Here is a 20,581-nt window from a genome sequence, read left to right as displayed (position 1 = left end):
GGAGCCTTCATGAACACCGCCGCATTGCGCGAGCAGATTTCCCGTGCCCATCAGCACGAAGCCACGACGGGCCAGCTTGCCCGGCAACTGGAAAGACAGTTGCCGCACTTGCATTCGGTTATTTCCCTGGCTGACGGAGATCGCATCATTGTCATGACCCGATTTGTCACCGCGTATATCGACCTCGTCCCCGAGCTGCTTGATGCAGCCAATGACGTGGCTCGTGAGGCCGGGATCGAAAGCCAGATCAAGCCCGTGCTGAAGATTGCCGAGCATTTCTTCCTACAGCCGCCGGCGATTCTGGTCGGCCACGAAGGCCTGGACGGCCTGCTGGACGAAGCCTACCTGGCCCATCGTCTGGTGGAGGAAGTCAATGACCTGTATATCAAGCATTTCGGCCAGCCGCTGATTCCGGCGGACACCACCGTCGCCAACCTGATTGCTCATCAATTGATTGGTGAAACCTTCGCCAATCAGCTGGATGAAGCGGTGCACCTGGCGGTGGATGAGATGCTTGACGAGGAGAGCTTTGCGCTGGAGTCGGTCGAGGCTTATCGCGAAACGCTCAAAAGCCCGAACACCGAAGCCGCGTGGAAGCGCTGGCCGTGCCTGTCGCGCCAGTTGGGCGTTGAGCTGGCGCTGTAATCTTCGGCTACGACGATCAAATGTGGGAGGGGGCTTGCCCCCGATAGCGGTGGATCAGCTAAATTTCTTTGGCTGACACACCCCAATCGGGGGCAAGCCCCCTCCCACATTTTTTACCCGGTTTCGTCAGGTAGTGGACGGCGCCGAGCCAATCCCCACCGTTGTCCTTACCCGACCTTCCAACCGACGCTTCAAGCCACGCGCTTCGATCACCAGCTTCGAGCCCTTGGCCGCATTGGCGCGCCCCCATTCCTCCAGTAACTCCAGGCAGGAGTGGTCGATATAACTCAGGTTATTGAGCGGCACATGCACGGTGGTGCCCGTCGGCACGGTGGATAGCACTTGCGTCAACGCCGGTACTTTGAGGAACGTCGCCGCACCGGTCAGGCGCAACTCCATCTCGCCGTCCTGGGGCAAATCGATCAGGCTGACTTTCAGCCGTGATGCCTTGAAAGCCAGTTTGACCAGCGTCAGCCCGAAACCCACCAGTACGCCCGTCAGCAGGTCGGTGAAGATGATCGCCAACGCCGTGGCTGCATAGGTGAACATCGGCATCCGGCCATAACGTCCCAAGGCTTTGAACGCCTTCACGTCCACCAGCTTGATCCCGGTATACACCAGCACGCCCGCCAGGCTTGCCACCGGGATGCTTTGCAGCACACTGGACAGCAACAGCACGAAGCCCAACAGCCACAGACCGTGGAACATTGCCGACAAACGCGTGGTGGCGCCCGCCTGGACGTTGGCCGAACTGCGCACAATCACGCCGGTCATCGGCAGGGCACCGACCAATCCGCACAGCATGTTACCCACGCCTTGAGCAGACAATTCCTTATCGAAATCCGAACGCTGCCCGCTGTGCATGCGGTCGACTGCTGCGGCGGACAGCAGCGTTTCGGCGCTGGCGATAAACGCGACGGCGAATGCGGCGATCAGCAGTTGCGGGTCAGCCAGGTTGAGCAGGTCGCTGGGGCGCAGCCAATCGATGGCATCGGACAGGTTCTCCGGCACTTCCACACGTTTGACCTGCAATGCGAGCACCAGGCTGGTCACCGTCGCCAGGCCTACGCCCAGCAAAGCGCCTGGCACAAAGCGCAGCTTCTGCGGCCGAAATTTATCCCACAGGTACATCACCAGCATCGTCGACACACCGAGCAAGCCCGCCTGCCAGCCGAGCCCGCCGCCGAGGGTGGGAATGGCTTCGATCAAGGCGGCCGGGAAGCCTGCCAGGTTATCCAGCCCCGACGGTTTGGGCGCACCGTCGAGCATCACGTGGATCTGCGACAGCACAATCAGCACGCCGATGCCCGCCAGCATGCCGTACACCACCGCCGGCGCCGTCACGCGGAACCAGCAGCCCAGGCGCAGCCGCCCGGCCACCAGTTGCAGGAAGCCCGCCAGCAGCAGGATAGGCCCCAGCATCAGCATGCCATGCTGGCGCACCAGCTCGAACACCAGCACCGCCAAGCCCGCTGCCGGACCGCTGACTTGCAGCGGAGAACCCGCCAACCAGCCCACCACCAGACCACCGATGATACCGGTGATCAACCCCTTGGCCGGCGGCATGCCGGACGCGATCGCGATCCCCATGCACAAGGGCAGGGCGACCAGAAATACCACCACGGAGGCGAGCAGCTCCCGAGGCAAAACAGCTTTCAATTGAGCAGCACGCATGATGACTCTCCCGAGGCATTCGCCAGGCGCGGTAAAGCCTGGCTGCGTCCATGGCAGCCACCGCATTACCCGGCAGGGAAGTGTGTTAGAAGCGCGCTTTAGGCGTCGCGGATGGAATCGGGCCTTCGCCGCCCAACGGTCGGAACGTCGATTGATCCGCGTCGTAAGCCCGGATCTCGCTGGTTTCGATGTTGTAGATCCAGCCGTGAATAAACAATTGGCCATTGGCCATGCGCGAAGCCACGGAAGGGTGGGTGCGCAAATGCTGCAACTGGGCGATGACGTTTTCTTCAGTCAGTACCTTCATGCTCTCGCCTTCACTGGCGCAGTCGCAGTTGTCGTGGACCATCGTCTTGGCGACTTCGGCATGACGCAACCAGGCCTTGACCGTCGGCATCTTCTCGAGGCTGTCGGGGTTGAGCACCGCGCGCATGGCGCCGCAATCGGAGTGCCCGCACACGATGATGTGCTGTACGCCCAGGGCGAGTACCGCGTACTCGATGGCCGTGGAAACACCGCCGTTCATCTGGCCATAGGGAGGGACCACGTTACCCACGTTGCGGGTCACGAACAGGTCGCCGGGCGAGCTTTGCGTAATCAGCTCGGGCACGATGCGCGAATCGGCGCAGGTAATGAACATCGCGCGCGGGCTCTGGGCCGTGGCGAGTTTCTTGAAGAGTTCTTCCTGCTGGGGGAAGACGTCGTGATGAAAATGCAAAAAACCGTCAACAATATGCTGCAGCGCTGCATCGGCGGTTTCCGCCACTTGAGGGGCTGAAGCCGACGCAGCCAACGGCTGTTTATCCTTATCACTCATGATTCAACCTCTTGATCAATGCAGGGAAAGTGTTCCGGTGAGTTCGACGCATGGCCGGTGAAATAGTTGGGAAACTCCACCGACCTGGGTCGCCGACCTATCAGTCACTCGTTGAACAAGGTACCCATCGAAACTTAACTCAAACTGAATGAACCGCTCTAGATCGGTGGTTTCAGTGATATCAAAACGCGACTGTTCCTACAGCGGTTTCGCATTTTTCCTCTTCAGTCTACAACAATGCCATCTGTCTGCCCGGTGGGCAAAATGCCGTGCAATCGAGATCGAAGCCTTCGCGGCGATTGAGCCCCAGACGTTTGATCGCCTTGCTGAAACGCTGCGCCAGCAGATCGGCAAACGGGCCCTCACCGCGCATGCGCACACCGAAACGGCTGTCATACACCTCGCCACCCCGCACCTGACGCACCAGGCTCATCACATGCGCCGCGCGCTGCGGGTAATGCGCCGCCAGCCACTCTTCGAACAGCGGCGCCACCTCCAGCGGCAGGCGCAGCATCATGTACGCGGCACTTTGCGCACCTGCGGCATGGGCCTCGGTGAGCAGGCTCTCCAACTCGCTGTCGTTCGGAATCATCGGCGAGCACAGCACACCGACCGGAATACCCGCCTCCCGCATCACCCGTATTGCCCGCAACCGTGCCTTGGGTGCTGCCGTGCGCGGTTCGAGGATACGCTTGAGCTCATCGTCGAGGCTGGTGAGGCTGATCATCACCGCCACAAGCCGTTGCCGGGCCAGTTCGGCAAGCAGGTCAAGGTCGCGCAGGATCAATGAACCCTTGGTGATGATGGTCACCGGGTGCCGATAGCGCAGCAGCACTTCGAGGGTTTTCCGGGTGATCCTGTATTCACGCTCTATAGGCTGGTAGGGGTCGGTATTTGAGCCCAGGTTGATCGGCGCGCACACATACCCAGGCTTCGAAAGTTGCTGTTCCAGTACGTCGGCGGCGTTGCTCTTGGCAATCAGCCGGGTTTCGAAATCCAGCCCCGGCGACATGTCCCAGTACGCATGGCTCGGCCGTGCATAGCAATAGATACAGCCGTGCTCGCAGCCGCGATAAGGGTTGATGGAACGATCGAACGGCAAGTCCGGCGAATTATTGCGGGTGATGATGGTTTTGGCCGTTTCGATGCGCACTTCGGTGCCCTGGGTGGGTGGCACTTCCTGGAACCAGCCGTCGTCCTCGGCCACGCTGACGGTAGGCGCGAAACGATTGTGCAGGTTGGTGGCCGTGCCCCGGCCACGGGGTGGCAGTGCAGTGGTCATGAAAACGCCTCGATACTGTTTTTATATACAGTATCGAGGCGCGGGGCTTCTGACCAGTGCCGTCTGGCGGTCAGTGCTTTTGCGTGACCTGTCCCAGGTCGTCACCCGACGTGGTGCGCATATCGTTCTTGCGCAGGTCGGCCACGTCGCTTGCACTCACCGGTGCGCCCTGATTGCCCCAGCTGCCGCGGATGAAACTGACCACGTCCGCCACTTCCTGGTCCGACAAGCGCCAGGCGAATGCCGGCATGGTGAAAGTCGACGGCGCAGCGTGAGTGGCGGGCAAGGTGCCGCCGTTCAACACGATGTTGATCAACGACGTGGCATCCGCCGTCTGCAGCACCGGGTTGCCCGCGAGCGCCGGGAACACCCGGGTATAGCCATGCCCATCGGTACGGTGGCAGGCCGCGCAGTTGTCGATATACACCGAAGCGCCCGGCTTGCTGTCATCCCCTTTCCAGAGCGCCTGGGCCACTTGTTGGTCGTACTGGTGCGGCTGGTCCTTGGGGTCCACCGCCGGCAGGCTCTTGAGGTAACGGGCGATAGCAGTCAGGTCATCCTGGGACATGTATTGCATGCTGTGGACCACCACATCGCTCATGCCGCCGAACACCGCGCTGCGATCACTGCGACCGGTCTTGAGAAATTGCACCAGTTGCTCTTCGCTCCAGCTGCCGAGGCCGTCCTTGTGGTCGCCTCGCAGGCTTTTCGCAATCCAGCCTTCCAGCGGCGCACTGCCGGACAGGAATGCACTGCCGTCGGCGGCGCTCAGGGCTTTTTCCTGCATGGTCAGGGCGCGCGGTGTATGGCATGCACCGCAATGGCCGAGGCCTTCGACCAGGTAGGCGCCACGGCTGACCACCGGGTCGGCGGTGGTTTGTACCTGATGCTCCTCGACCGATGGCGCGAACATCCAGCGCCACGCCGCCAGGGGCCAGCGCATGCTCAACGGCCAGGGAATATCACTGTCCTTGTTCTCCTGGGCGACCGGCTCGACGCCTTTCATGAAGTAGGCATATAAGGCCTGCATATCGCTGTCGCTGACGCGTGCGTAAGACGGGTAGGGCATCGCCGGGTAAAGCGTACTACCGCTCTTGGCGACGCCATGGCGTACGGCCTTGTCGAAGTCTTCGAAGCTGTAGTCACCCAGGCCGGTCTTGTCCGGTGTGATGTTGGTGGAGTAAATCACGCCAATGGGGGTTTCCATCGGCAGGCCGCCGGCGAATGGCTTGCCGCCCTTGGCGGTGTGGCAAGCCACACAATCACCGGCGCGGGCCAGGTATTCACCTTGCTTGATCAGGTCGGTTTCAGCCGCGCAGACCGAGCAACTGCTCAGCAGCGCCAGAGAGGCGATAACGAGTGCTTTCATGGTCATCGCTCCTTATGCCTGAACCAGCGGGCCGGGGTTTTTCAGGTACTGCTCGCGGATCGCCCGAGCCGACCAATAGGTCAAGGCTGCCACCAGACCGGTAGGGTTGTAGCCCAAACCTTGTGGGAAAGCGGACGCCCCCGGGACAAACACGTTGTGTACATCCCAGCTCTGCAGGTAGCGGTTCAACGCGCTGGTTTTCGGGTCGGTGCCCATGATCGCGCCGCCGTTGAGGTGAGTGGTCTGGTACGACGCGGTATTGAAATGCTCGCCGACCTTTTTGCCAAGAACGGCGATTGCCTTGGGATTCATGGCCTGGGCGACCTTGCCCATTTTTTCCATCATGAAGCGGTTCATCTTGATGTCGTTTTCCTGCCAGTCGAAGGTCATTCGCAACAGCGGCAGGCCGTAGGCATCGCGGTAAACCGGGTCCAGATCCAGGTAATTGCTGCGGTAGGACTGATGCGCACCGTGGGAATCCATCGACACCTGGTGGGTATAGTAATCGGCGGTGGCACGCTTCCACGCGCTGCCCCAGGCCGGCGTGCCCGGCGGGTTGGAAGTGCCGGCAATCGGCCGGCTGCCCGCCTGGTTGACCCACATCGGCGAGCCGCCCACGAAGCCGTGGGGGCCGTGGTCGAAGTTGTCGGCGTTGAAGTCGTCGATGGCCACGCCATTGCCGCCCGCGCCGATAAAGTTGTTGGTGTGGGTGTCCTTGTCGAAGAACGCCTTGATGGTGCCCATGTTCTGGTAGGCGAAGTTCCTGCCGACCACGCCTTCATTGGTAATCGGGTCGTAAGGCTTGCCGATGCCCGACAACAGCATCAGGCGCACGTTGTGAAACTGGAATGCGCCGAGAATCACCAGATCCGCCGGTTGTTCGCACTCCCGGCCCTGGCCGTCGACATAGCTCACACCGGTGGCTTTCTTCCCGGTGCTGTCGAGGTTGACCTTGAGCACATGGGAATTGGGCCGCAACTCGAAATTCGGCACCTGGCGCAACGCCGGCAGGATGTTCACGTTCGGCGACGCCTTGGAGTACATGTAGCACACGTAACCACTGCAAAAGCCGCAGAAGTTGCACGGCCCCATCTGCGCGCCGTAAGGGTTGGTGTAGGGCCCGGAGGTATTGGCCGACGGCAGGTTGTAGGGTTTGTAACCCACATCAGCAGCCGCTTTCTGAAACAACTGCGCGGAGACCGTGTTTTTCTGCGCTTCCAGCGGGAAAGGGTTGGAGCGATCCGGTGCATAGGGGTTGCCGCCGCGACCTTCACCGACCAATTGGCCCTTGACGGTCCAGGCCTGGCCGGAAGTGCCAAAGACTTTTTCCGCGTAGTCAAAAAACGGCTCCAGCTCTTCGTAGCTGACGCCGAAGTCCTGGATGGTCATGTCCTTGGGAATGAAGTGCTTCCCATAGCGTTCTTCGTAGTGGCTGCGCATGCGCAACTCGATGGGGTCGACGCGAAAATGCACGCCCGACCAGTGCAGGCCTGCACCGCCGACGCCGTTACCCGGCAAGAAGGCGCCGAGCTGACGGTTGGGCAGGGCAACGTCATTCACGCTATGGCGAATGGTCACGGTTTCTTTGGAAATGTCCTGGAAGAGTTTTTTACGCACGCTGTAGGTCAGCTCGTCGATGACCTGGGGATAGTTGCCGTCCGGGTAGGTGTCCTGCATCGGGCCGCGCTCCAGCGCTACCACGTTGAGGCCGGCCTCGGTCAGCTCCTTGGCCATGATCGCGCCAGTCCAGCCGAAGCCCACGATCACTGCGTCCACTTTCTTCATGATGGTCGCCACGCTCATGCCCTCTCGCCGCGAATGGAAACAGCCGGGAAAGGGTATTGCTCGTTGCGCTCCACCCAATCCATGAAATCGGCGCGGGCGCCGGGGAAACCGATCATGGTCCAGCCAACCATGCCTTTGTTGCCGCCATGGATGGGGTCGCAGAAGAAGCCTTCCTTGGTGTTCTGCAGCAACAGATTGAAGAACATCTTTGCTGGCACTGCCGCGAAGTGAGCGCTCACTTCACTGCCACCTGCCTCAAGGCGGCGCAACATATCGTCTCGGGTAGCGCTGTCTTGTGCAGCAAAAGCTTTACCGTTGAACGCCTTCGACCAGGCATCCGTCGCGGCGATACCCAGGCGATAGATCTCCTTGGGCACCAATTTGCTCTGCCAGCCCATCTCCGGCGCGGCATCGGCATTGAAGGGGCCTTGCATGAACCACAGCGCGCCGCTGGCGTACGGGGTGTTCATCTGACGGTCGATGTATTCCGGCGCGCCGGCTTCCAGCGCGCCTGGCCCCTGGGCATCGGCGGGAATCAAACGCTCGACGGCGGCGTTGATAAACGCCCATTCCTCAGCGGTGAAATAAGTCGGCTCATACGCCTTGTCACTGGGGGCCGACTGGGCTGGCGCGGCCTGGGCAGGCTCGGGCGTGGCCATCAGCATCGAACCGCCAAGGCCAGTACTGGCAACCGTGACCACCGGGATCAAGGTCAAGGATTTGCGCAAAAAATCACGCCGGGGGTTGTCTTGATCTTGATCAGACATGGGTGCACCTCATCATGTGGTCACGGGTTTGGCCGCCGCTTCTGGGGAGCGACTTGGCTTTTTTTGCTGGGAGCGGCAATTAATGGTTACAAATGATAGCAGGCTAAGCATGTGGAGGAGGTATTCAGCGACGTAAGTCGCATACAGGCGGACAAAAAAATGGGAGGGACTTCCGATGGCAATGGGTCAGTCATGTGCAGGCGTAGGTATACACAACTCAGCAGCGCCCAACCGTAACCACGATGCGAAGCGAGTCGCTCTTGATCTTGATCTGCTTTTGATCTCAGGCGCCCCGTTAAACCACGCTGGCCGAACGCAGGCTTGAATCCGTGGGCCGCCGCAATGGGCCATCCCTGGCCCAGTGCGGCTAACCCGGCGTCCTGCCGGGTTGCCCACGGATTCAAGCCTGCGTTCGGGCACACCGAGCCTAAGCGAGGTGCCGAGTGGTGGGGCAAGAGCGTTTTGCTTACTTTTGCGCTTTTCAAAAGTGAGCCGCTGTAAAAGCGGAACCCATTGCGGCCGTTACCGCAGAAACGGATATGTACTCGGTCTGATCCAACATCCTGGTCGGCCCTGAGGCCGCCATCGGGGGCAAGCCCCCTCCCACATTTGGCCCTCGGACCGTCAGGTAGAACCCCGTCGGCTGTCAGGCCGTCACGGGGGCAAGCCCCTTCCCACATTTTGGTCCGCGTACGAAAGACTAGTCTTTTTTCAGCTTTGGATTGGGAAAAAACTGCACCGCCTGCACCTTCGGATCGGCCGGTGCTTTCAGGGCCGAGGTATTGACCCGCGTGCCCAACTCCCTGGGCACTGACAGCCCCTGGTCATTGAGCGTATCGGTATACCCGCAGGCCACACATTCGCGGTGCGGCACGCTGTCTTCGGTCCACATCTTCAGCTTGTCCGGCTCGCTGCACGCCGGGCAGACCGCCCCGGCGATAAATTGCTTTTTGGTAATCACAGGCCCTTCACTCATGCTGCCGCGTCCTCGCTCAGACCGCTGTGGCGCAAGAGGGCGTCAATCGATGGCGCCCGTCCGCGGAAGTCGACGAACAACACCATCGGCTCCTGGGAACCGCCCCGTGCGAGGATCGCTTCACGGAAGGCGCGACCGGTCTGGGCATTGAGCACGCCGTCTTCTTCGAACTTGGAGAAGGCATCCGCCGAGAGCACTTCGGCCCACTTGTAGCTGTAGTAACCCGCCGCATAACCACCGGCGAAAATGTGCGCGAAGCTGTTGGGGAAGCGGTTGTAGGCCGGTGGACGCATCACCGAAACCTCATCGCGCACACCGTCGAGCACCTGCGCCACACTGCGACCGTCGCCGTGGGTGGCGTGCAGTTCGAAGTCGAATAGCGAGAACTCGAGTTGGCGCACCATCATCAGGCCGGACTGGAAATTCTTCGCCGCGAGCATTTTTTCCAGCAGGTCCTGGGGCAGCGGTTCACCGGTTTCGTAGTGACCGGAAATCAGCGCCAGGCCTTCAGGCTCCCAGCACCAGTTCTCCATGAACTGGCTCGGCAGCTCCACCGCATCCCAGGCCACGCCATTGATACCGGATACGCCGGCGTGTTCAACGCGAGTCAGCAGGTGGTGCAGGCCGTGGCCGAACTCGTGGAACAGGGTGGTGACTTCATCGTGGGTCAGCAGGGCAGGCTTGCCACTGTCGGCCGGGGTGAAGTTGCACACCAGGTTGGCCACCGGGCTTTGCAGCACGCCATCGATGGTGCGGCGACGGTCGCGGGCGCCGTCCATCCAGGCACCGCCACGCTTGTTGGCGCGGGCATACAAATCAAAGAAGAAGCGGCCGACGTGCTGGCCGTTTTCCTTGATCTCGAACAGGCGCACGTCCGGGTGCCAGGCGTCGAAACCTTTCTGTTCGGCGATTTCAATGCCGTACAGGCGCTGCACGATGGCGAACAGGCCGCCCAATACCTTGTCGATCGGGAAGTAGGCGCGCAAGGCTTCCTGGGACACGCTGTAGCGCTGCTCGCGCAGTTTTTCGCCGTAGAAACCGCTGTCCCAGCTTTGCAGATCAGGGCAACCCTGTTCAGCGGCGTAGGCTTTGAGCTGCTGCAGGTCCTGGGTGGCGAACGGCTTGCTGCGCCGGGCCAGGTCGCGCAGGAAACTCAACACCTGATCGCTCGACTCGGCCATTTTGGTGGCCAGGCTCAGTTCGGCGAACGACGCGTAGCCCAGCAATTGAGCCAGTTCCTGACGCAAGTCGAGGATCTGTTCCATCACCGGACCGTTATCGTTCTGACCGGCATTCGGGCCCTGGTCCGACGCGCGGGTGCAGTAGGCCGCGTAGACTTCTTCACGCAGGGCACGGTCCTGGGCGTAGGTCATTACCGCGTAATAGCTTGGAAATTCGAGGGTGATCAGCCAGCCATCGAGACCTTTGGCCTGTGCGGCGGCGGCCATTTGCGCCTTGGCCGAATCGGTCAGGCCGGCGAGGGTGGCCTGGTCGGTCACGTGTTTGGTCCAGGCCTGGGTGGCGTCCAGCAACTGGTTGGAGAATTTGCTGCCCAGCTCCGACAGCTTGCTTTGCACGTCGGCGTAGCGCTTCTGCTGCTCGGGCGGCAAATCGATACCCGACAGGCGGAAGTCGCGCAGGGCGTGTTCCAGGATGGTTTTTTGCGCCACATCGAAACCGGCGGCTTCGGGGCTGTTGGCCAGGGCTTCGAAGGCCTGGAACAGTTCACGGTTCTGCCCCATCTCGGTGGAGTAGGCGCTCAATGCCGGCAGGCAAGCCTCATAGGCTTCGCGCAACTCGGCGCTGTTACACACGGCGTTGAGGTGGCTGACCGGGCTCCAGGCCGCGCCCAGGCGATCATTAAGCTCGTCCATGGCCAGGACCAGGCCCGCCCATGTCGGATTTTTGCCCTGGCTTTGCAGGATGTCTGCGATCGCTGCACGGTTGTCGGCCAGGATCTGTTCGATGGCCGGCTGGACATGCTCGGCACGGATCGCCGAGAACGGCGGCAGGTCGTAGGGCTGCAGAAGAGGGTTGTTCGCGCTCACGGTTGGCACCTTGGCTGAAGAAACAGATAAGACAAAGATGGGGCCATCTTAATTACAATCAACACCCACCGCAGCTATCAGTACAACAGAGAGAGGCTATCGTGACCCTTCGCACCTATCAGAATCACACGCCAACCCTGGGCACCGGGGCGTTTGTCGATGTTTCGGCGGTGGTGATCGGCGATGTCGAAATCGGCGCCGACAGCTCGGTCTGGCCATTGACGGTGATTCGCGGCGACATGCACCGCATCCGTATCGGTGCGCGCACCAGCGTGCAGGACGGCTGTGTGCTGCACATCACCCACGCCGGCCCGTTCAACCCGGACGGTTTCCCGCTGTTGATCGGTGACGACGTGACCATCGCCCATAAAGTCATGCTGCATGGCTGCACCGTGGGCAGCCGCATCCTGATCGGCATGGGCAGCATCGTCATGGACGGCGCCGTGGTGGAGGATGACGTGATCATCGGGGCCGGCAGCCTGGTGCCGCCGGGCAAGAAACTCGACAGCGGCTTTTTGTATGTCGGCAGTCCGGTTAAACAGGTCCGCCCGCTGACCGACAAGGAGCGTGCCTTTTTCACCTACAGCGCGGCGAACTACGTGAAGCTCAAAGACCTGCACATCGCGCAAGGATTCGACCAATGACCCTGCACCACCAGACCGTGCTGTTCGACCTGGACGGCACCCTCACCGATCCGCGCGAGGGCATCACCCGTTCGATCCAGTACGCCCTTGGCAAACTGGGCATCGACGAGCCGGACCTCACCCGGCTCGAACACTTCATCGGCCCACCGTTGCTGCAGGCGTTCATGCAGTTCTATGACTTCGACGAGGCCAAAGCCTGGGAGGCGGTGAATTTCTATCGCGAGCGCTTCAAGGTCACGGGGCTGTATGAAAACCAGGTATTCGACGGCGTGATGCCATTGCTCGAAGAACTGAACAGCCAGGGCCGCCAACTGTATGTGGCGACCTCCAAGCCGTGGGAATTTGCCCGTGAGATCGCGCGGCATTTCGACTTTGCCAAGCACTTCAAGGTGATTTACGGCAGCGAGCTGGATGGCACACGCACCAACAAGGTCGAGCTGATCGCCCACCTGATGCGTGAAGAACGGCTGGACCCGGCCACCACCTTGATGATCGGTGATCGCAAGCATGACCTGATCGGCGCGCGCAGCAATGGGCTCGACTCGGTGGCGGTAGGCTATGGGTTTGGCAGCTTTGAAGAGCTGAATGCCGAAGCGCCGACCTGGCATTTTGAGACGTTGGCAGAAATGCATCAGGCGTTTTTGCGGCGGACTTGAGGCCGCCATCGGGGGCAAGTCGAATCGTCGCACCGCCCCTCCCACATTTTGAGCGGTGTACACAGGTCAATTGTGGGAGGGGGCTTGCCCCCGATGAGGCCCTACTGGTCAACCTTCTCCAACTGCCTCAACGCCGCCCTGCGCTGCTCAACCGGCAACCCGCCCAACTTCTCCACCGCTCCATAGAACCTCACCCAATCCCGCCCTTCCTGCGCAAACAACGCCGCAAACGCCGGTACCCACTGGTCATACAGCCCGAACGGCAGCAGCCGCGCGTTGTTCATCGGCTGGTTGATCCACGCGTCATAACGCTTGTCACCGCCCCACTGGCTGTCGCGCAGGTGGCGGTACTCACGGCGCAGGCGCTCGAACTGCGCGGCCTTGGCCTGGCGCATCACCTCGGCCGCCAATGGCTGGGCGTAAAGGTTTTCCAAGCGTTTGCGGGTAGCGAGAATCAACTGGGTAAACTGGTCGCGCTGCTGCAACGTCGCATCGCTCAGCGGCGCCAGGCCACGGGCGGCGCGCCATTGCCGCGTACCTTCCTGCTCGACAAAGCTGGCGAATGACTCGTTGAACTCGGTGTCGTCCTTCACATAGAAGCGCTGATGCGCCAGCTCGTGAAAGATCAGGGTGGCCAGACGTTCATCGCCCCAGTTCATCATCGAACTGATGATCGGGTCATTGAACCAGCCCAGTGTTGAATAGGCTTCGACGCCGCCAATCGACACGTCCATGCCTTGTTGGCGCAGCAATGCCGCCTCGCCACGCGCCGCGCCCTGGCTGTAGTAGCCGCGATAGGCCACGCAACCGGCGATGGGGAAGCAGTGGTTTTGCGCTGACAAAGAAAATTCCTGCGTGGCGAAGACATTCCACACCACATAGGGTCGACCAATATCGGCATACAGCCGGTAGCTTTGATTGTCGGGCAAGTGCAGCTGTTCGCTGGCGAACGCACGGGCCTTCTGGGATTGAAGCAGATGCTCACGCAACCCTTGCGGACGAGCCGGATCGGCGATGACCTCGGCCACCGGTTCCCGCGCCCGCAGCAGTTGCCATTGGCCACTGGCTAACTGGCCGTAGTAACCGACGCTGGAGCAGCCGCTGAGCAGCATCACCAGCAACCCAGGAAGAAAACGCCTGATCATGCCGCGACTGCTCCTGGGTACGCTTGAATCGAATTTGAAGGTTCCACGTGATGGCGTGTTTATACTCAAAATATCTTCTCGCGTTGAGTTCCTGCCATGCGCCAGCTTTTGTACCCCGTCGCCGCCCTGTTGCTCAGCGCTTGCGCATCGACGCCGATCCCGCCCGTCGACCCGCAACAGGCCTGGGTCGATTTCACCACGCCAACCCCGGGCGCCAAATTGGTCATGGCTCAGCGCCTGGACGGGAAAAACCTCGAAGACGGGCGCTATTTCCAAATGCCGCCCGGGGCCCACGAACTGATGGTGCGCTTCGACTTCGAAGTGCCCGCCGGAGGAGGGTTGGGGGGGCTGAGCCAGATGATGTATCGAACCTGCTTCATGACCTTGCAGTACGACCATTTCCAGGCCGGCCAACGCTACATACTGGAAGGGCGCTCATTGGCCTTCACGCCCAACATCCGCCTGTACGACCCGGCGCGGCAATTGCTGGCCGAAGAGCGCAGCGTGAACTGCATCTGATCAGTCGTTGTTCTTCTGGTAGATGATGCGCTTGGTGCCGTTTTCGCAGGAACCGACAATCATGGCGCTGTCATGCTTCTTGGCTTCTTCGGCGGTGATGATTTCCAGGGTGTAGGACGGGATCGCCTTGGCCTGGATGTTGACTTCGATTTCTTTGCGCAGCTCTTCGCAGTCTTTTGGCGCGGCCATGGCCGAAGTGGCCAATACGCCGCAGATGACCGCCAAAGCAAAACGTTTCATGTGTGTAGCTCCCTGAATGCATTGCGCACGGGTGTGCGTCTAGGCTGCATAGGCTATAGGACCACATTTATGAAACACGAGTTCTGATTTAACGCAGAACAAAATGTAGGAGGGGGCTTGCTCCCGATAGCGGTGGATCAGCTAAATTTCTTCGGCTGACCCACCGCTATCGGGGGCAAGCCCCCTCCCACACAGTCCAAGGGTTAGTTCAGGAGCGTGGCATCCAGGGTGATGGTTGCATTCAGCACTTTGGACACTGGGCACCCTTCCTTAGCCTTTTTGCTCAGTTCGTCGAACTGCGCCTGGCTGGCGCCCGGAATCTTGGCTTTAAGCACCAGATGCACAGCGGTAATCGCAAAACCGCCCTCGACCTGGTCGAGTGTCACCTGGGCTTCGGTGTCGATGCTGTCAGCCTTAAGGCCTGCATCGCCGAGAATCATGGAAAACGCCATGGAGAAGCAGCCGGCGTGGGCCGCACCAATCAGTTCTTCAGGGTTGGTGCCCTTGCCGCCTTCGAAGCGGGCCTTGAAGCCATAGGGCGCTTCGCGCAGCACGCCGGTCTCGGTGGAAATCGAACCCAGGCCAGTCTTCAGATCGCCTTCCCAATGCGCGGATGCCTTTTTAACGATACTCATAGCTTTCTCCTCGAACGGTGATTTTGCGTCAGTAAGGTTCTGAGGATAGACGCCGTCGCAAAGTTCATCTTGTCGGAAAGACCTACCAAATAAGTAGGAAATTTCATGGCTGCTATTGAATCTCGGGTATATGCCCTCATTGCATAGACCATGCACATGAAGCGGCAGGTTTTGGTTCGTCTAAGAAGCCTGCGCCCCTATTGGAGAAGCAGGCTATGAAATCGCTGTCCGACGTGAAGTTCTCGACCCTCGACCTGGTGCCCGTACGCGCCAACGGCAGTGCGGCGCAATCGTTACGCAATTCCCTGGACCTTGCCCAGCACGTGGAAAAGCTCGGCTATAACCGTTTCTGGGTGGCTGAGCACCACAATATGGACGGTATCGCCAGCTCGGCTACCTCGGTATTGCTGGGCTACCTGGCCGGTGGGACCTCGACTATCCGCGTCGGCTCCGGCGGGGTGATGCTGCCCAACCACGCGCCGCTGGTGATCGCCGAGCAGTTTGGCACCCTGGAGAGCCTGTACCCTGGCCGTATCGACCTGGGCCTGGGCCGCGCGCCCGGTTCCGATCAGATGACCGCCCGCGCCCTGCGCCGTGAACGCTCCGGCAGCGCGGACGACTTCCCGCAAGACGTGGCCGAACTGATGGCCTATCTCGGCCCGCGTACGCCCGATCAGCGGGTGATCGCAGTCCCGGGCACCGGCACCAACGTGCCGGTATGGTTGCTGGGCTCGAGTCTGTTCAGTGCGCAATTGGCTGGTGAACGTGGCTTGCCCTACGCCTTCGCCTCACATTTCGCACCGCGCCTGATGCATGAAGCGGTTCGGGTGTACCGCAATCACTTCAAGCCTTCGGCGGTGCTGGACAAGCCCTACGTGATGCTCGGCATTCCGCTGGTCGCCGCTGACACCGACGAACAGGCGGACTACCTGGCCACCTCGGTGTACCAGCGCATCCTCGCGCTGATGCGCGGGCAAAGCCTGGTGCAGCGCCCACCGGTAAAAACCATGGACGGCCTGTGGCTGCCCCACGAGAAAGAAGCGGTGGGCAGTTTCCTCGGCCTGGCGATGGTGGGCAGCCCGGCGAAGATCCGCGCCAAACTGGAGGTGCTGATCGAACAGACCGGCGCCGACGAACTGATCTTTACCTGCGACCTGTATGAGCACGCCGACCGGATTCATTCCTACGAGCTGCTGGCGCAGGTGATGAAGGGCTAAACCCCAGGCGAAAAAAAACCGACGCGCCTGCGTCGGTTTTTTATGTCTGCAACACGGGATTAACCGCGCTTGTAGACGATTTCCTTGGTGTCGCCTTCGCAACTGCCAATCACTTGGCCATCGGCGGCTGCGCCTTTATCCACAACATCCAGCGAATAGTGCTGAACGCCCTTGGCATCGAGCTTTGCCGCGAGTTCGTCTTTGAGCTCTTCACAAGGCTTGCCCGCCGCCAGGGCCGTGCCTGCAATGCTCAACAAACCTACCGCCAACAGAAACTTCTTCATCCGATACTTTCCTTGCGCTGGTCGAAAAGAGCATGCCGACGCTCAGGGCGTCGGCATGCATTGGGTGTAGCGCAGGTTATGGCAATCGGCCAGCGGTCAAAGTTCCGCGTGCCCGATCAACTACTGGCAATTCGGAATCCCACCTTCAGGGTGACCTGATAGTGCGCGACCTTGCCATCCTCGATATGACCACGGGTTTCAGTCACTTCAAACCATTCCAGATGCTTGAGGCTTTTGCTGGCTTCGGCCAGGGCATTCTGGATCGCATCTTCGATGGTGGTGGTGGATGAGCCCACCAATTCGACTTTCTTGTAGGTGTGATGTTCGCTCATGGTGTTTCTCCTGTAGGTCGTCAATCAAGACTAGCAGTGAATATTCGTACTGCTTGAGGCGACCGCTCGGCCACGAAAGTTCAGATTTAATGCACTTTCTGAAACGGCCGCAGTCGGTATCTACACACGCCACTCAATCACTTCAGGAGATGTCCAAATGGCCAACACTTCTTTACGCAAAGCGTCGCTGGAAAGCATGGAAGCCGAGATTTCGAGCCTGCTCAAATCCCTCGAGAGCCTCAAGGACGACGCATCCGATGAGTCGCGCAAAACGCTGAAGGCCCTGAAAAGCAATGCCGAGAATGCCCTCAAGCACTCGCGCCACCTGATCAGCGACGCCTACGAAGAAAGCAAAGTCAAAATCCGCGAAACCGGCGTTGCCACTCGCGATTACGCACAAGAGCACCCATGGACCACCGCCGGCGTTGCCGTCGGTGCCCTGGGTCTGCTGGCAGCCTACCTGCTGTGCAAACGCGGCGACTAAACAGGTTGGCGCGCCAGCTCAGTCTTGAGCCACTGCGCCAATTGCCCGGCGCGCCCATCTGCGGCGCGCTTGGGTAGCCACAACGCCAGGTGCGCCGGGGTTTTACTGAAGCCCCACGGCGCCACCAGCCGACCCGCGCGCAGGTCCTCCGCCACCAGCGGTTGTGGCGCAATCGCCACGCCCAGTCCTGCCACCGCCGCCTCCAGCAAATAATACAAATGTTCAAAACCCTGGCCGAGTTTCAGCGCGCCGGGCTCGACCCCGTGTTGCTGCGCCCAACTGGGCCAGGCTTGTGGACGTGATGTGGTGTGTAAGAGAGGTTCGCCACGCAAGGCTTGGGCCGGTGCCTGGCGCAGCCGCTCATAGCCGGCGAAGCGTGGACTCATGACGGCGCCGATGCGCTCGCTGGCCAGCTCGTACACCTGCATATCCGCCGGCCAAGGCGGCTCGGCGAATACCAGCAAGGCATCGAGGCCGGGGCGGCGGGGATCGAGATCACCGTCACCCGCCGACAGATGCAGACGCAAGTCCGGCAAATCGGCATTCAAGCGTCCCAGACGCGGTATCAACCAGCGTGCCAGCAAGCTGCCCGAACACCCCAATACAAACGGCGCGTCGGCGCTGTGCTGGGTGAGTTCGGCACACACATCGCGCAGGCGCTCGAACGCTTCGGCGCTGGCGTCACGCAACCTCGCTCCGGAATCTGTGAGTTTAAGGCCACGCCCGTCCTTGACGAACAGGCTGACACCCAAGTGTTCTTCCAGCACCTTCAACTGGCGGCTGACAGCGCCATGGGTGACGTGCAATTGCTCTGCAGCCTGGCTGACGCTGCTCAGGCGGGCGGTGGCTTCAAATGCGCGCAGCGCATTGAGCGGCGGAAGGTCTCGGCTCATCTGTGAGTTTTCCTGACAGGTTACGGCGATCTTATCGGTTTTCAGTCCGTAGCGGCAGGGGTAGAGTGGTCCTCATTGTTTTCCGCCCTCTTTCTTTCCTGGAGCGTCCCATGACTCAGTCCCAGACCGACCTGCGCAACGGCCCCGACGTCAACGGCCTGTTTGGCGCGTTCGGCGGCCGCTACGTCGCTGAAACCCTGATGCCGTTGATCCTCGAGCTGGCCCGGGAATACGAAGCGGCCAAGATCGATCCGGCATTCAACGAGGAGTTGGCCTACTTCCAGCGCGACTACGTCGGGCGTCCAAGCCCGCTGTACTTCGCTGAACGCCTGACCGAGTTCTGCGGCGGCGCCAAGATCTACCTCAAGCGCGAAGAGCTGAACCACACCGGCGCGCACAAGATCAACAACTGCATCGGCCAGATCCTGCTGGCACGGCGCATGGGCAAGAAACGCATCATCGCCGAGACCGGCGCCGGCATGCACGGTGTGGCCACTGCCACCGTCGCTGCGCGCTTTGGCCTGCAATGCGTGATCTACATGGGCACCACCGACATCGAACGCCAACAGGCCAACGTGTTTCGCATGAAGCTGCTGGGCGCAGAAGTGATCCCGGTGGTCGCCGGCACCGGCACCCTGAAGGACGCGATGAACGAGGCCCTGCGTGACTGGGTCACCAATGTCGACAGCACTTTCTATCTGATCGGCACCGTGGCCGGCCCGCACCCGTACCCGGCCATGGTGCGTGATTTCCAGGCCGTGATCGGCAAGGAAACCCGCGACCAATTGCAAGCCCAGGAAGGCCGCCTGCCAGACAGCCTGGTGGCGTGCATCGGCGGCGGCTCCAATGCCATGGGCTTGTTCCACCCGTTCCTGGATGACACCAGCGTCGAGATCATCGGCGTTGAAGCGGCCGGTCATGGCATCGAAACCGGCAAGCACGCCGCCAGCCTCAATGGCGGGGTGCCCGGCGTACTGCACGGCAACCGCACCTTCCTGCTGCAGGACGATGACGGCCAGATCATCGACGCGCACTCGATTTCCGCAGGCCTGGATTACCCCGGCATCGGCCCTGAGCACGCCTGGTTGCACGACATCGGCCGTGTCCAGTACACCTCGGTGACCGACGATGAAGCCCTCGATGCTTTCCACAAATGCTGCCGCCTCGAAGGGATCATTCCGGCGCTGGAAAGCGCGCACGCCCTGGCCGAAGTATTCAAACGCGCACCGACCCTGCCCAAGGAGCACCTGATGGTGATCAACCTGTCCGGCCGAGGCGACAAAGACATGCAGACCGTCATGCACCATATGGAACAGTCCCAGCAGGAGAAACATTGATGAGCCGCCTGCAGACGCGCTTCGCGCAACTCAAAGAGCAGAACCGCGCCGCCCTGGTGACCTTCGTCACTGCCGGCGACCCGGGTTATGACGCCTCGCTGGCCATCCTCAAAGGCCTGCCCGCTGCCGGAGCCGACGTGATCGAGTTGGGCATGCCCTTCACCGACCCGATGGCCGATGGCCCGGCCATCCAATTGGCCAACATCCGCGCGCTGGAGGCCAGGCAGAACCTGGCGAAAACCCTGCAGATGGTTCGCGAGTTCCGCAAAGACAACAACGACACGCCCCTGGTGTTGATGGGCTACTTCAACCCGATCCACAAGTACGGTGTGCCGCAATTCATTACCGACGCCAAGGAAGCGGACGTAGACGGGCTGATCGTGGTGGACATGCCGCCTGAACACAACGGTGAACTGTGCGATCCGGCCCAGGCGGCGGGTATCGACTTCATCCGCCTGACCACGCCGACCACTGACGACGTACGCCTGCCAACAGTGCTCAACGGCAGCTCCGGCTTTGTGTACTACGTGTCGGTAGCGGGCGTGACCGGTGCCGGCGCGGCGACCCTGGAGCACGTCGAAGAAGCCGTGAAGCGCCTGCGTCGTCATACCGATCTGCCGATCAGCATCGGCTTCGGTATCCGTACTCCGGAGCAAGCGGCGGCCATTGCGCGTCTGGCGGACGGTGTGGTGGTGGGCTCTGCGCTGATCGATCACATCGCCAACGCCGCCAGCGACCAGCAAGCCATCGACGGCGTATTGAGCCATTGCGCGGCGCTGTCCGAAGGCGTACGTAACGCTCGTCGGTAAGCGCGCCCGTCTGGATTCTTGCG

The 20,581-nt window shown here is 61.0% G+C and carries 22 protein-coding genes; 8 read left to right on the top strand and 14 right to left on the bottom strand.

Annotated elements, in window-relative coordinates; all coding sequences use genetic code 11:
- Positions 1-9 precede the first annotated feature (9 nt).
- The gene (locus BOP93_RS00280; RefSeq protein WP_104501161.1) at positions 10-645 is read left to right on the top strand and encodes a hypothetical protein; all 636 of its coding nucleotides are present in this window, start codon (positions 10-12) and stop codon (positions 643-645) included.
- Positions 646-771: 126 nt separating this feature from the next.
- On the opposite strand, the gene BOP93_RS00275 is transcribed toward BOP93_RS00280, so the two are convergent.
- The 8 genes from BOP93_RS00275 to prlC all read right to left on the bottom strand — a co-directional run bounded on the left by BOP93_RS00275 (position 772) and on the right by prlC (position 11,363).
- Positions 772-2,319: a SulP family inorganic anion transporter gene (locus BOP93_RS00275; protein ID WP_057725712.1), complete on the bottom strand. Its 1,548-nt coding sequence runs from the start codon at positions 2,317-2,319 to the stop codon at positions 772-774.
- Between the two features lie 85 nt (positions 2,320-2,404).
- Positions 2,405-3,136 carry a carbonic anhydrase gene (locus tag BOP93_RS00270; RefSeq protein ID WP_104501160.1) on the bottom strand — a complete coding sequence of 244 codons (732 nt, stop codon included), beginning with the start codon at positions 3,134-3,136 and terminating at the stop codon, positions 2,405-2,407.
- Between the two features lie 229 nt (positions 3,137-3,365).
- Complete coding sequence (locus BOP93_RS00265; RefSeq protein WP_104501159.1) at positions 3,366-4,418, bottom strand: PA0069 family radical SAM protein; 1,053 nt, start codon at positions 4,416-4,418, stop codon at positions 3,366-3,368.
- A gap of 70 nt (positions 4,419-4,488) precedes the next feature.
- Entirely contained in the window at positions 4,489-5,787 is a 1,299-nt protein-coding gene (locus BOP93_RS00260; RefSeq protein WP_104501158.1) for a cytochrome c, read from the bottom strand.
- Positions 5,788-5,799: 12 nt separating this feature from the next.
- A complete protein-coding gene (locus BOP93_RS00255) occupies positions 5,800-7,584 on the bottom strand; it encodes a GMC family oxidoreductase (protein WP_065895305.1) in 1,785 nt (594 codons plus the stop codon).
- A gap of 2 nt (positions 7,585-7,586) precedes the next feature.
- On the bottom strand, positions 7,587-8,339 hold the full coding sequence (locus BOP93_RS00250) for a gluconate 2-dehydrogenase subunit 3 family protein (RefSeq protein ID WP_104501157.1): 753 nt from the start codon (positions 8,337-8,339) through the stop codon (positions 7,587-7,589).
- A 700-nt stretch (positions 8,340-9,039) separates the two neighbouring features.
- Positions 9,040-9,315 carry a YheV family putative zinc ribbon protein gene (locus BOP93_RS00245; RefSeq protein ID WP_104501156.1) on the bottom strand — a complete coding sequence of 92 codons (276 nt, stop codon included), beginning with the start codon at positions 9,313-9,315 and terminating at the stop codon, positions 9,040-9,042.
- The gene (gene prlC, locus BOP93_RS00240; protein WP_065895261.1) at positions 9,312-11,363 is read right to left on the bottom strand and encodes an oligopeptidase A; all 2,052 of its coding nucleotides are present in this window, start codon (positions 11,361-11,363) and stop codon (positions 9,312-9,314) included. Before prlC ends, BOP93_RS00245 begins: the two co-directional genes overlap by 4 nt.
- Before the next feature lie 101 nt (positions 11,364-11,464).
- Between prlC and BOP93_RS00235 the strand changes: the two genes are divergently transcribed.
- Together BOP93_RS00235 and BOP93_RS00230 are read left to right on the top strand one after the other, a co-directional pair.
- Positions 11,465-12,007 carry a gamma carbonic anhydrase family protein gene (locus BOP93_RS00235; RefSeq protein ID WP_065886751.1) on the top strand — a complete coding sequence of 181 codons (543 nt, stop codon included), beginning with the start codon at positions 11,465-11,467 and terminating at the stop codon, positions 12,005-12,007.
- Entirely contained in the window at positions 12,004-12,663 is a 660-nt protein-coding gene (locus BOP93_RS00230; RefSeq protein WP_104501155.1) for an HAD family hydrolase, read from the top strand. The genes BOP93_RS00235 and BOP93_RS00230 overlap by 4 nt, the downstream gene beginning before the upstream one ends.
- A 101-nt stretch (positions 12,664-12,764) precedes the next feature.
- Here the strand turns inward: BOP93_RS00230 and BOP93_RS00225 are convergent, their stop codons facing one another.
- Positions 12,765-13,808, bottom strand: coding sequence for an aminopeptidase (locus tag BOP93_RS00225; protein WP_104501154.1), 1,044 nt, complete (start codon positions 13,806-13,808; stop codon positions 12,765-12,767).
- Positions 13,809-13,904: 96 nt separating this feature from the next.
- Between BOP93_RS00225 and BOP93_RS00220 the strand changes: the two genes are divergently transcribed.
- Positions 13,905-14,327: a hypothetical protein gene (locus BOP93_RS00220; RefSeq protein WP_104501153.1), complete on the top strand. Its 423-nt coding sequence runs from the start codon at positions 13,905-13,907 to the stop codon at positions 14,325-14,327.
- Here the strand turns inward: BOP93_RS00220 and BOP93_RS00215 are convergent, their stop codons facing one another.
- Positions 14,328-14,567, bottom strand: coding sequence for a DUF1161 domain-containing protein (locus tag BOP93_RS00215; protein ID WP_104501152.1), 240 nt, complete (start codon positions 14,565-14,567; stop codon positions 14,328-14,330).
- Between the two features lie 203 nt (positions 14,568-14,770).
- Positions 14,771-15,202, bottom strand: coding sequence for an OsmC family protein (locus tag BOP93_RS00210; RefSeq protein WP_065886746.1), 432 nt, complete (start codon positions 15,200-15,202; stop codon positions 14,771-14,773).
- Between the two features lie 215 nt (positions 15,203-15,417).
- Here BOP93_RS00210 and BOP93_RS00205 point away from each other — a divergent pair, with 215 nt between their 5' ends.
- Positions 15,418-16,419, top strand: a complete 1,002-nt coding sequence (locus tag BOP93_RS00205; RefSeq protein ID WP_065933608.1) for an LLM class flavin-dependent oxidoreductase — start codon at positions 15,418-15,420, stop codon at positions 16,417-16,419.
- 59 nt (positions 16,420-16,478) lie between these two features.
- On the opposite strand, the gene BOP93_RS00200 is transcribed toward BOP93_RS00205, so the two are convergent.
- Positions 16,479-16,703: a DUF1161 domain-containing protein gene (locus BOP93_RS00200; RefSeq protein ID WP_104501151.1), complete on the bottom strand. Its 225-nt coding sequence runs from the start codon at positions 16,701-16,703 to the stop codon at positions 16,479-16,481.
- A gap of 116 nt (positions 16,704-16,819) precedes the next feature.
- Entirely contained in the window at positions 16,820-17,035 is a 216-nt protein-coding gene (locus BOP93_RS00195) for a dodecin (RefSeq protein WP_065886743.1), read from the bottom strand.
- A 157-nt stretch (positions 17,036-17,192) separates the two neighbouring features.
- On the opposite strand from BOP93_RS00195, the gene BOP93_RS00190 reads away from it, so the two are divergent.
- On the top strand, positions 17,193-17,519 hold the full coding sequence (locus tag BOP93_RS00190; RefSeq protein ID WP_003170746.1) for a DUF883 family protein: 327 nt from the start codon (positions 17,193-17,195) through the stop codon (positions 17,517-17,519).
- On the opposite strand, the gene BOP93_RS00185 is transcribed toward BOP93_RS00190, so the two are convergent.
- Entirely contained in the window at positions 17,516-18,412 is an 897-nt protein-coding gene (locus BOP93_RS00185) for a LysR family transcriptional regulator (protein WP_104501150.1), read from the bottom strand. The genes BOP93_RS00190 and BOP93_RS00185 overlap by 4 nt on opposite strands.
- 110 nt (positions 18,413-18,522) lie before the next feature.
- Here BOP93_RS00185 and trpB point away from each other — a divergent pair, with 110 nt between their 5' ends.
- Positions 18,523-19,749: a tryptophan synthase subunit beta gene (gene trpB, locus BOP93_RS00180; RefSeq protein ID WP_065886741.1), complete on the top strand. Its 1,227-nt coding sequence runs from the start codon at positions 18,523-18,525 to the stop codon at positions 19,747-19,749.
- The gene (gene trpA, locus BOP93_RS00175; protein ID WP_104501149.1) at positions 19,749-20,558 is read left to right on the top strand and encodes a tryptophan synthase subunit alpha; all 810 of its coding nucleotides are present in this window, start codon (positions 19,749-19,751) and stop codon (positions 20,556-20,558) included. Before trpB ends, trpA begins: the two co-directional genes overlap by 1 nt.
- Positions 20,559-20,581: the final 23 nt, after the last annotated feature.

The sequence above is a fragment of the Pseudomonas orientalis genome (assembly GCF_002934065.1).
GTDB lineage: Bacteria > Pseudomonadota > Gammaproteobacteria > Pseudomonadales > Pseudomonadaceae > Aquipseudomonas > Aquipseudomonas orientalis_A.
This window is presented reverse-complemented; position numbering and strand designations above follow the sequence as displayed.

Coding starts and splice junctions, on each gene's coding strand:
- BOP93_RS00275 (WP_057725712.1), bottom strand. CDS start 2,319: ATGCGTGCTGCTCAATTGAAAGCTGTTTTGCCTCGGGAGCTGCTCGCC.
- trpB (WP_065886741.1), top strand. CDS start 18,523: ATGACTCAGTCCCAGACCGACCTGCGCAACGGCCCCGACGTCAACGGC.
- BOP93_RS00215 (WP_104501152.1), bottom strand. CDS start 14,567: ATGAAACGTTTTGCTTTGGCGGTCATCTGCGGCGTATTGGCCACTTCG.
- BOP93_RS00260 (WP_104501158.1), bottom strand. CDS start 5,787: ATGAAAGCACTCGTTATCGCCTCTCTGGCGCTGCTGAGCAGTTGCTCG.
- BOP93_RS00210 (WP_065886746.1), bottom strand. CDS start 15,202: ATGAGTATCGTTAAAAAGGCATCCGCGCATTGGGAAGGCGATCTGAAG.
- BOP93_RS00195 (WP_065886743.1), bottom strand. CDS start 17,035: ATGAGCGAACATCACACCTACAAGAAAGTCGAATTGGTGGGCTCATCC.
- BOP93_RS00190 (WP_003170746.1), top strand. CDS start 17,193: ATGGCCAACACTTCTTTACGCAAAGCGTCGCTGGAAAGCATGGAAGCC.
- BOP93_RS00200 (WP_104501151.1), bottom strand. CDS start 16,703: ATGAAGAAGTTTCTGTTGGCGGTAGGTTTGTTGAGCATTGCAGGCACG.
- BOP93_RS00205 (WP_065933608.1), top strand. CDS start 15,418: ATGAAATCGCTGTCCGACGTGAAGTTCTCGACCCTCGACCTGGTGCCC.
- BOP93_RS00270 (WP_104501160.1), bottom strand. CDS start 3,136: ATGAGTGATAAGGATAAACAGCCGTTGGCTGCGTCGGCTTCAGCCCCT.
- BOP93_RS00280 (WP_104501161.1), top strand. CDS start 10: ATGAACACCGCCGCATTGCGCGAGCAGATTTCCCGTGCCCATCAGCAC.
- BOP93_RS00250 (WP_104501157.1), bottom strand. CDS start 8,339: ATGTCTGATCAAGATCAAGACAACCCCCGGCGTGATTTTTTGCGCAAA.
- BOP93_RS00265 (WP_104501159.1), bottom strand. CDS start 4,418: ATGACCACTGCACTGCCACCCCGTGGCCGGGGCACGGCCACCAACCTG.
- trpA (WP_104501149.1), top strand. CDS start 19,749: ATGAGCCGCCTGCAGACGCGCTTCGCGCAACTCAAAGAGCAGAACCGC.
- BOP93_RS00185 (WP_104501150.1), bottom strand. CDS start 18,412: ATGAGCCGAGACCTTCCGCCGCTCAATGCGCTGCGCGCATTTGAAGCC.
- BOP93_RS00230 (WP_104501155.1), top strand. CDS start 12,004: ATGACCCTGCACCACCAGACCGTGCTGTTCGACCTGGACGGCACCCTC.
- BOP93_RS00245 (WP_104501156.1), bottom strand. CDS start 9,315: ATGAGTGAAGGGCCTGTGATTACCAAAAAGCAATTTATCGCCGGGGCG.
- BOP93_RS00225 (WP_104501154.1), bottom strand. CDS start 13,808: ATGATCAGGCGTTTTCTTCCTGGGTTGCTGGTGATGCTGCTCAGCGGC.
- BOP93_RS00220 (WP_104501153.1), top strand. CDS start 13,905: ATGCGCCAGCTTTTGTACCCCGTCGCCGCCCTGTTGCTCAGCGCTTGC.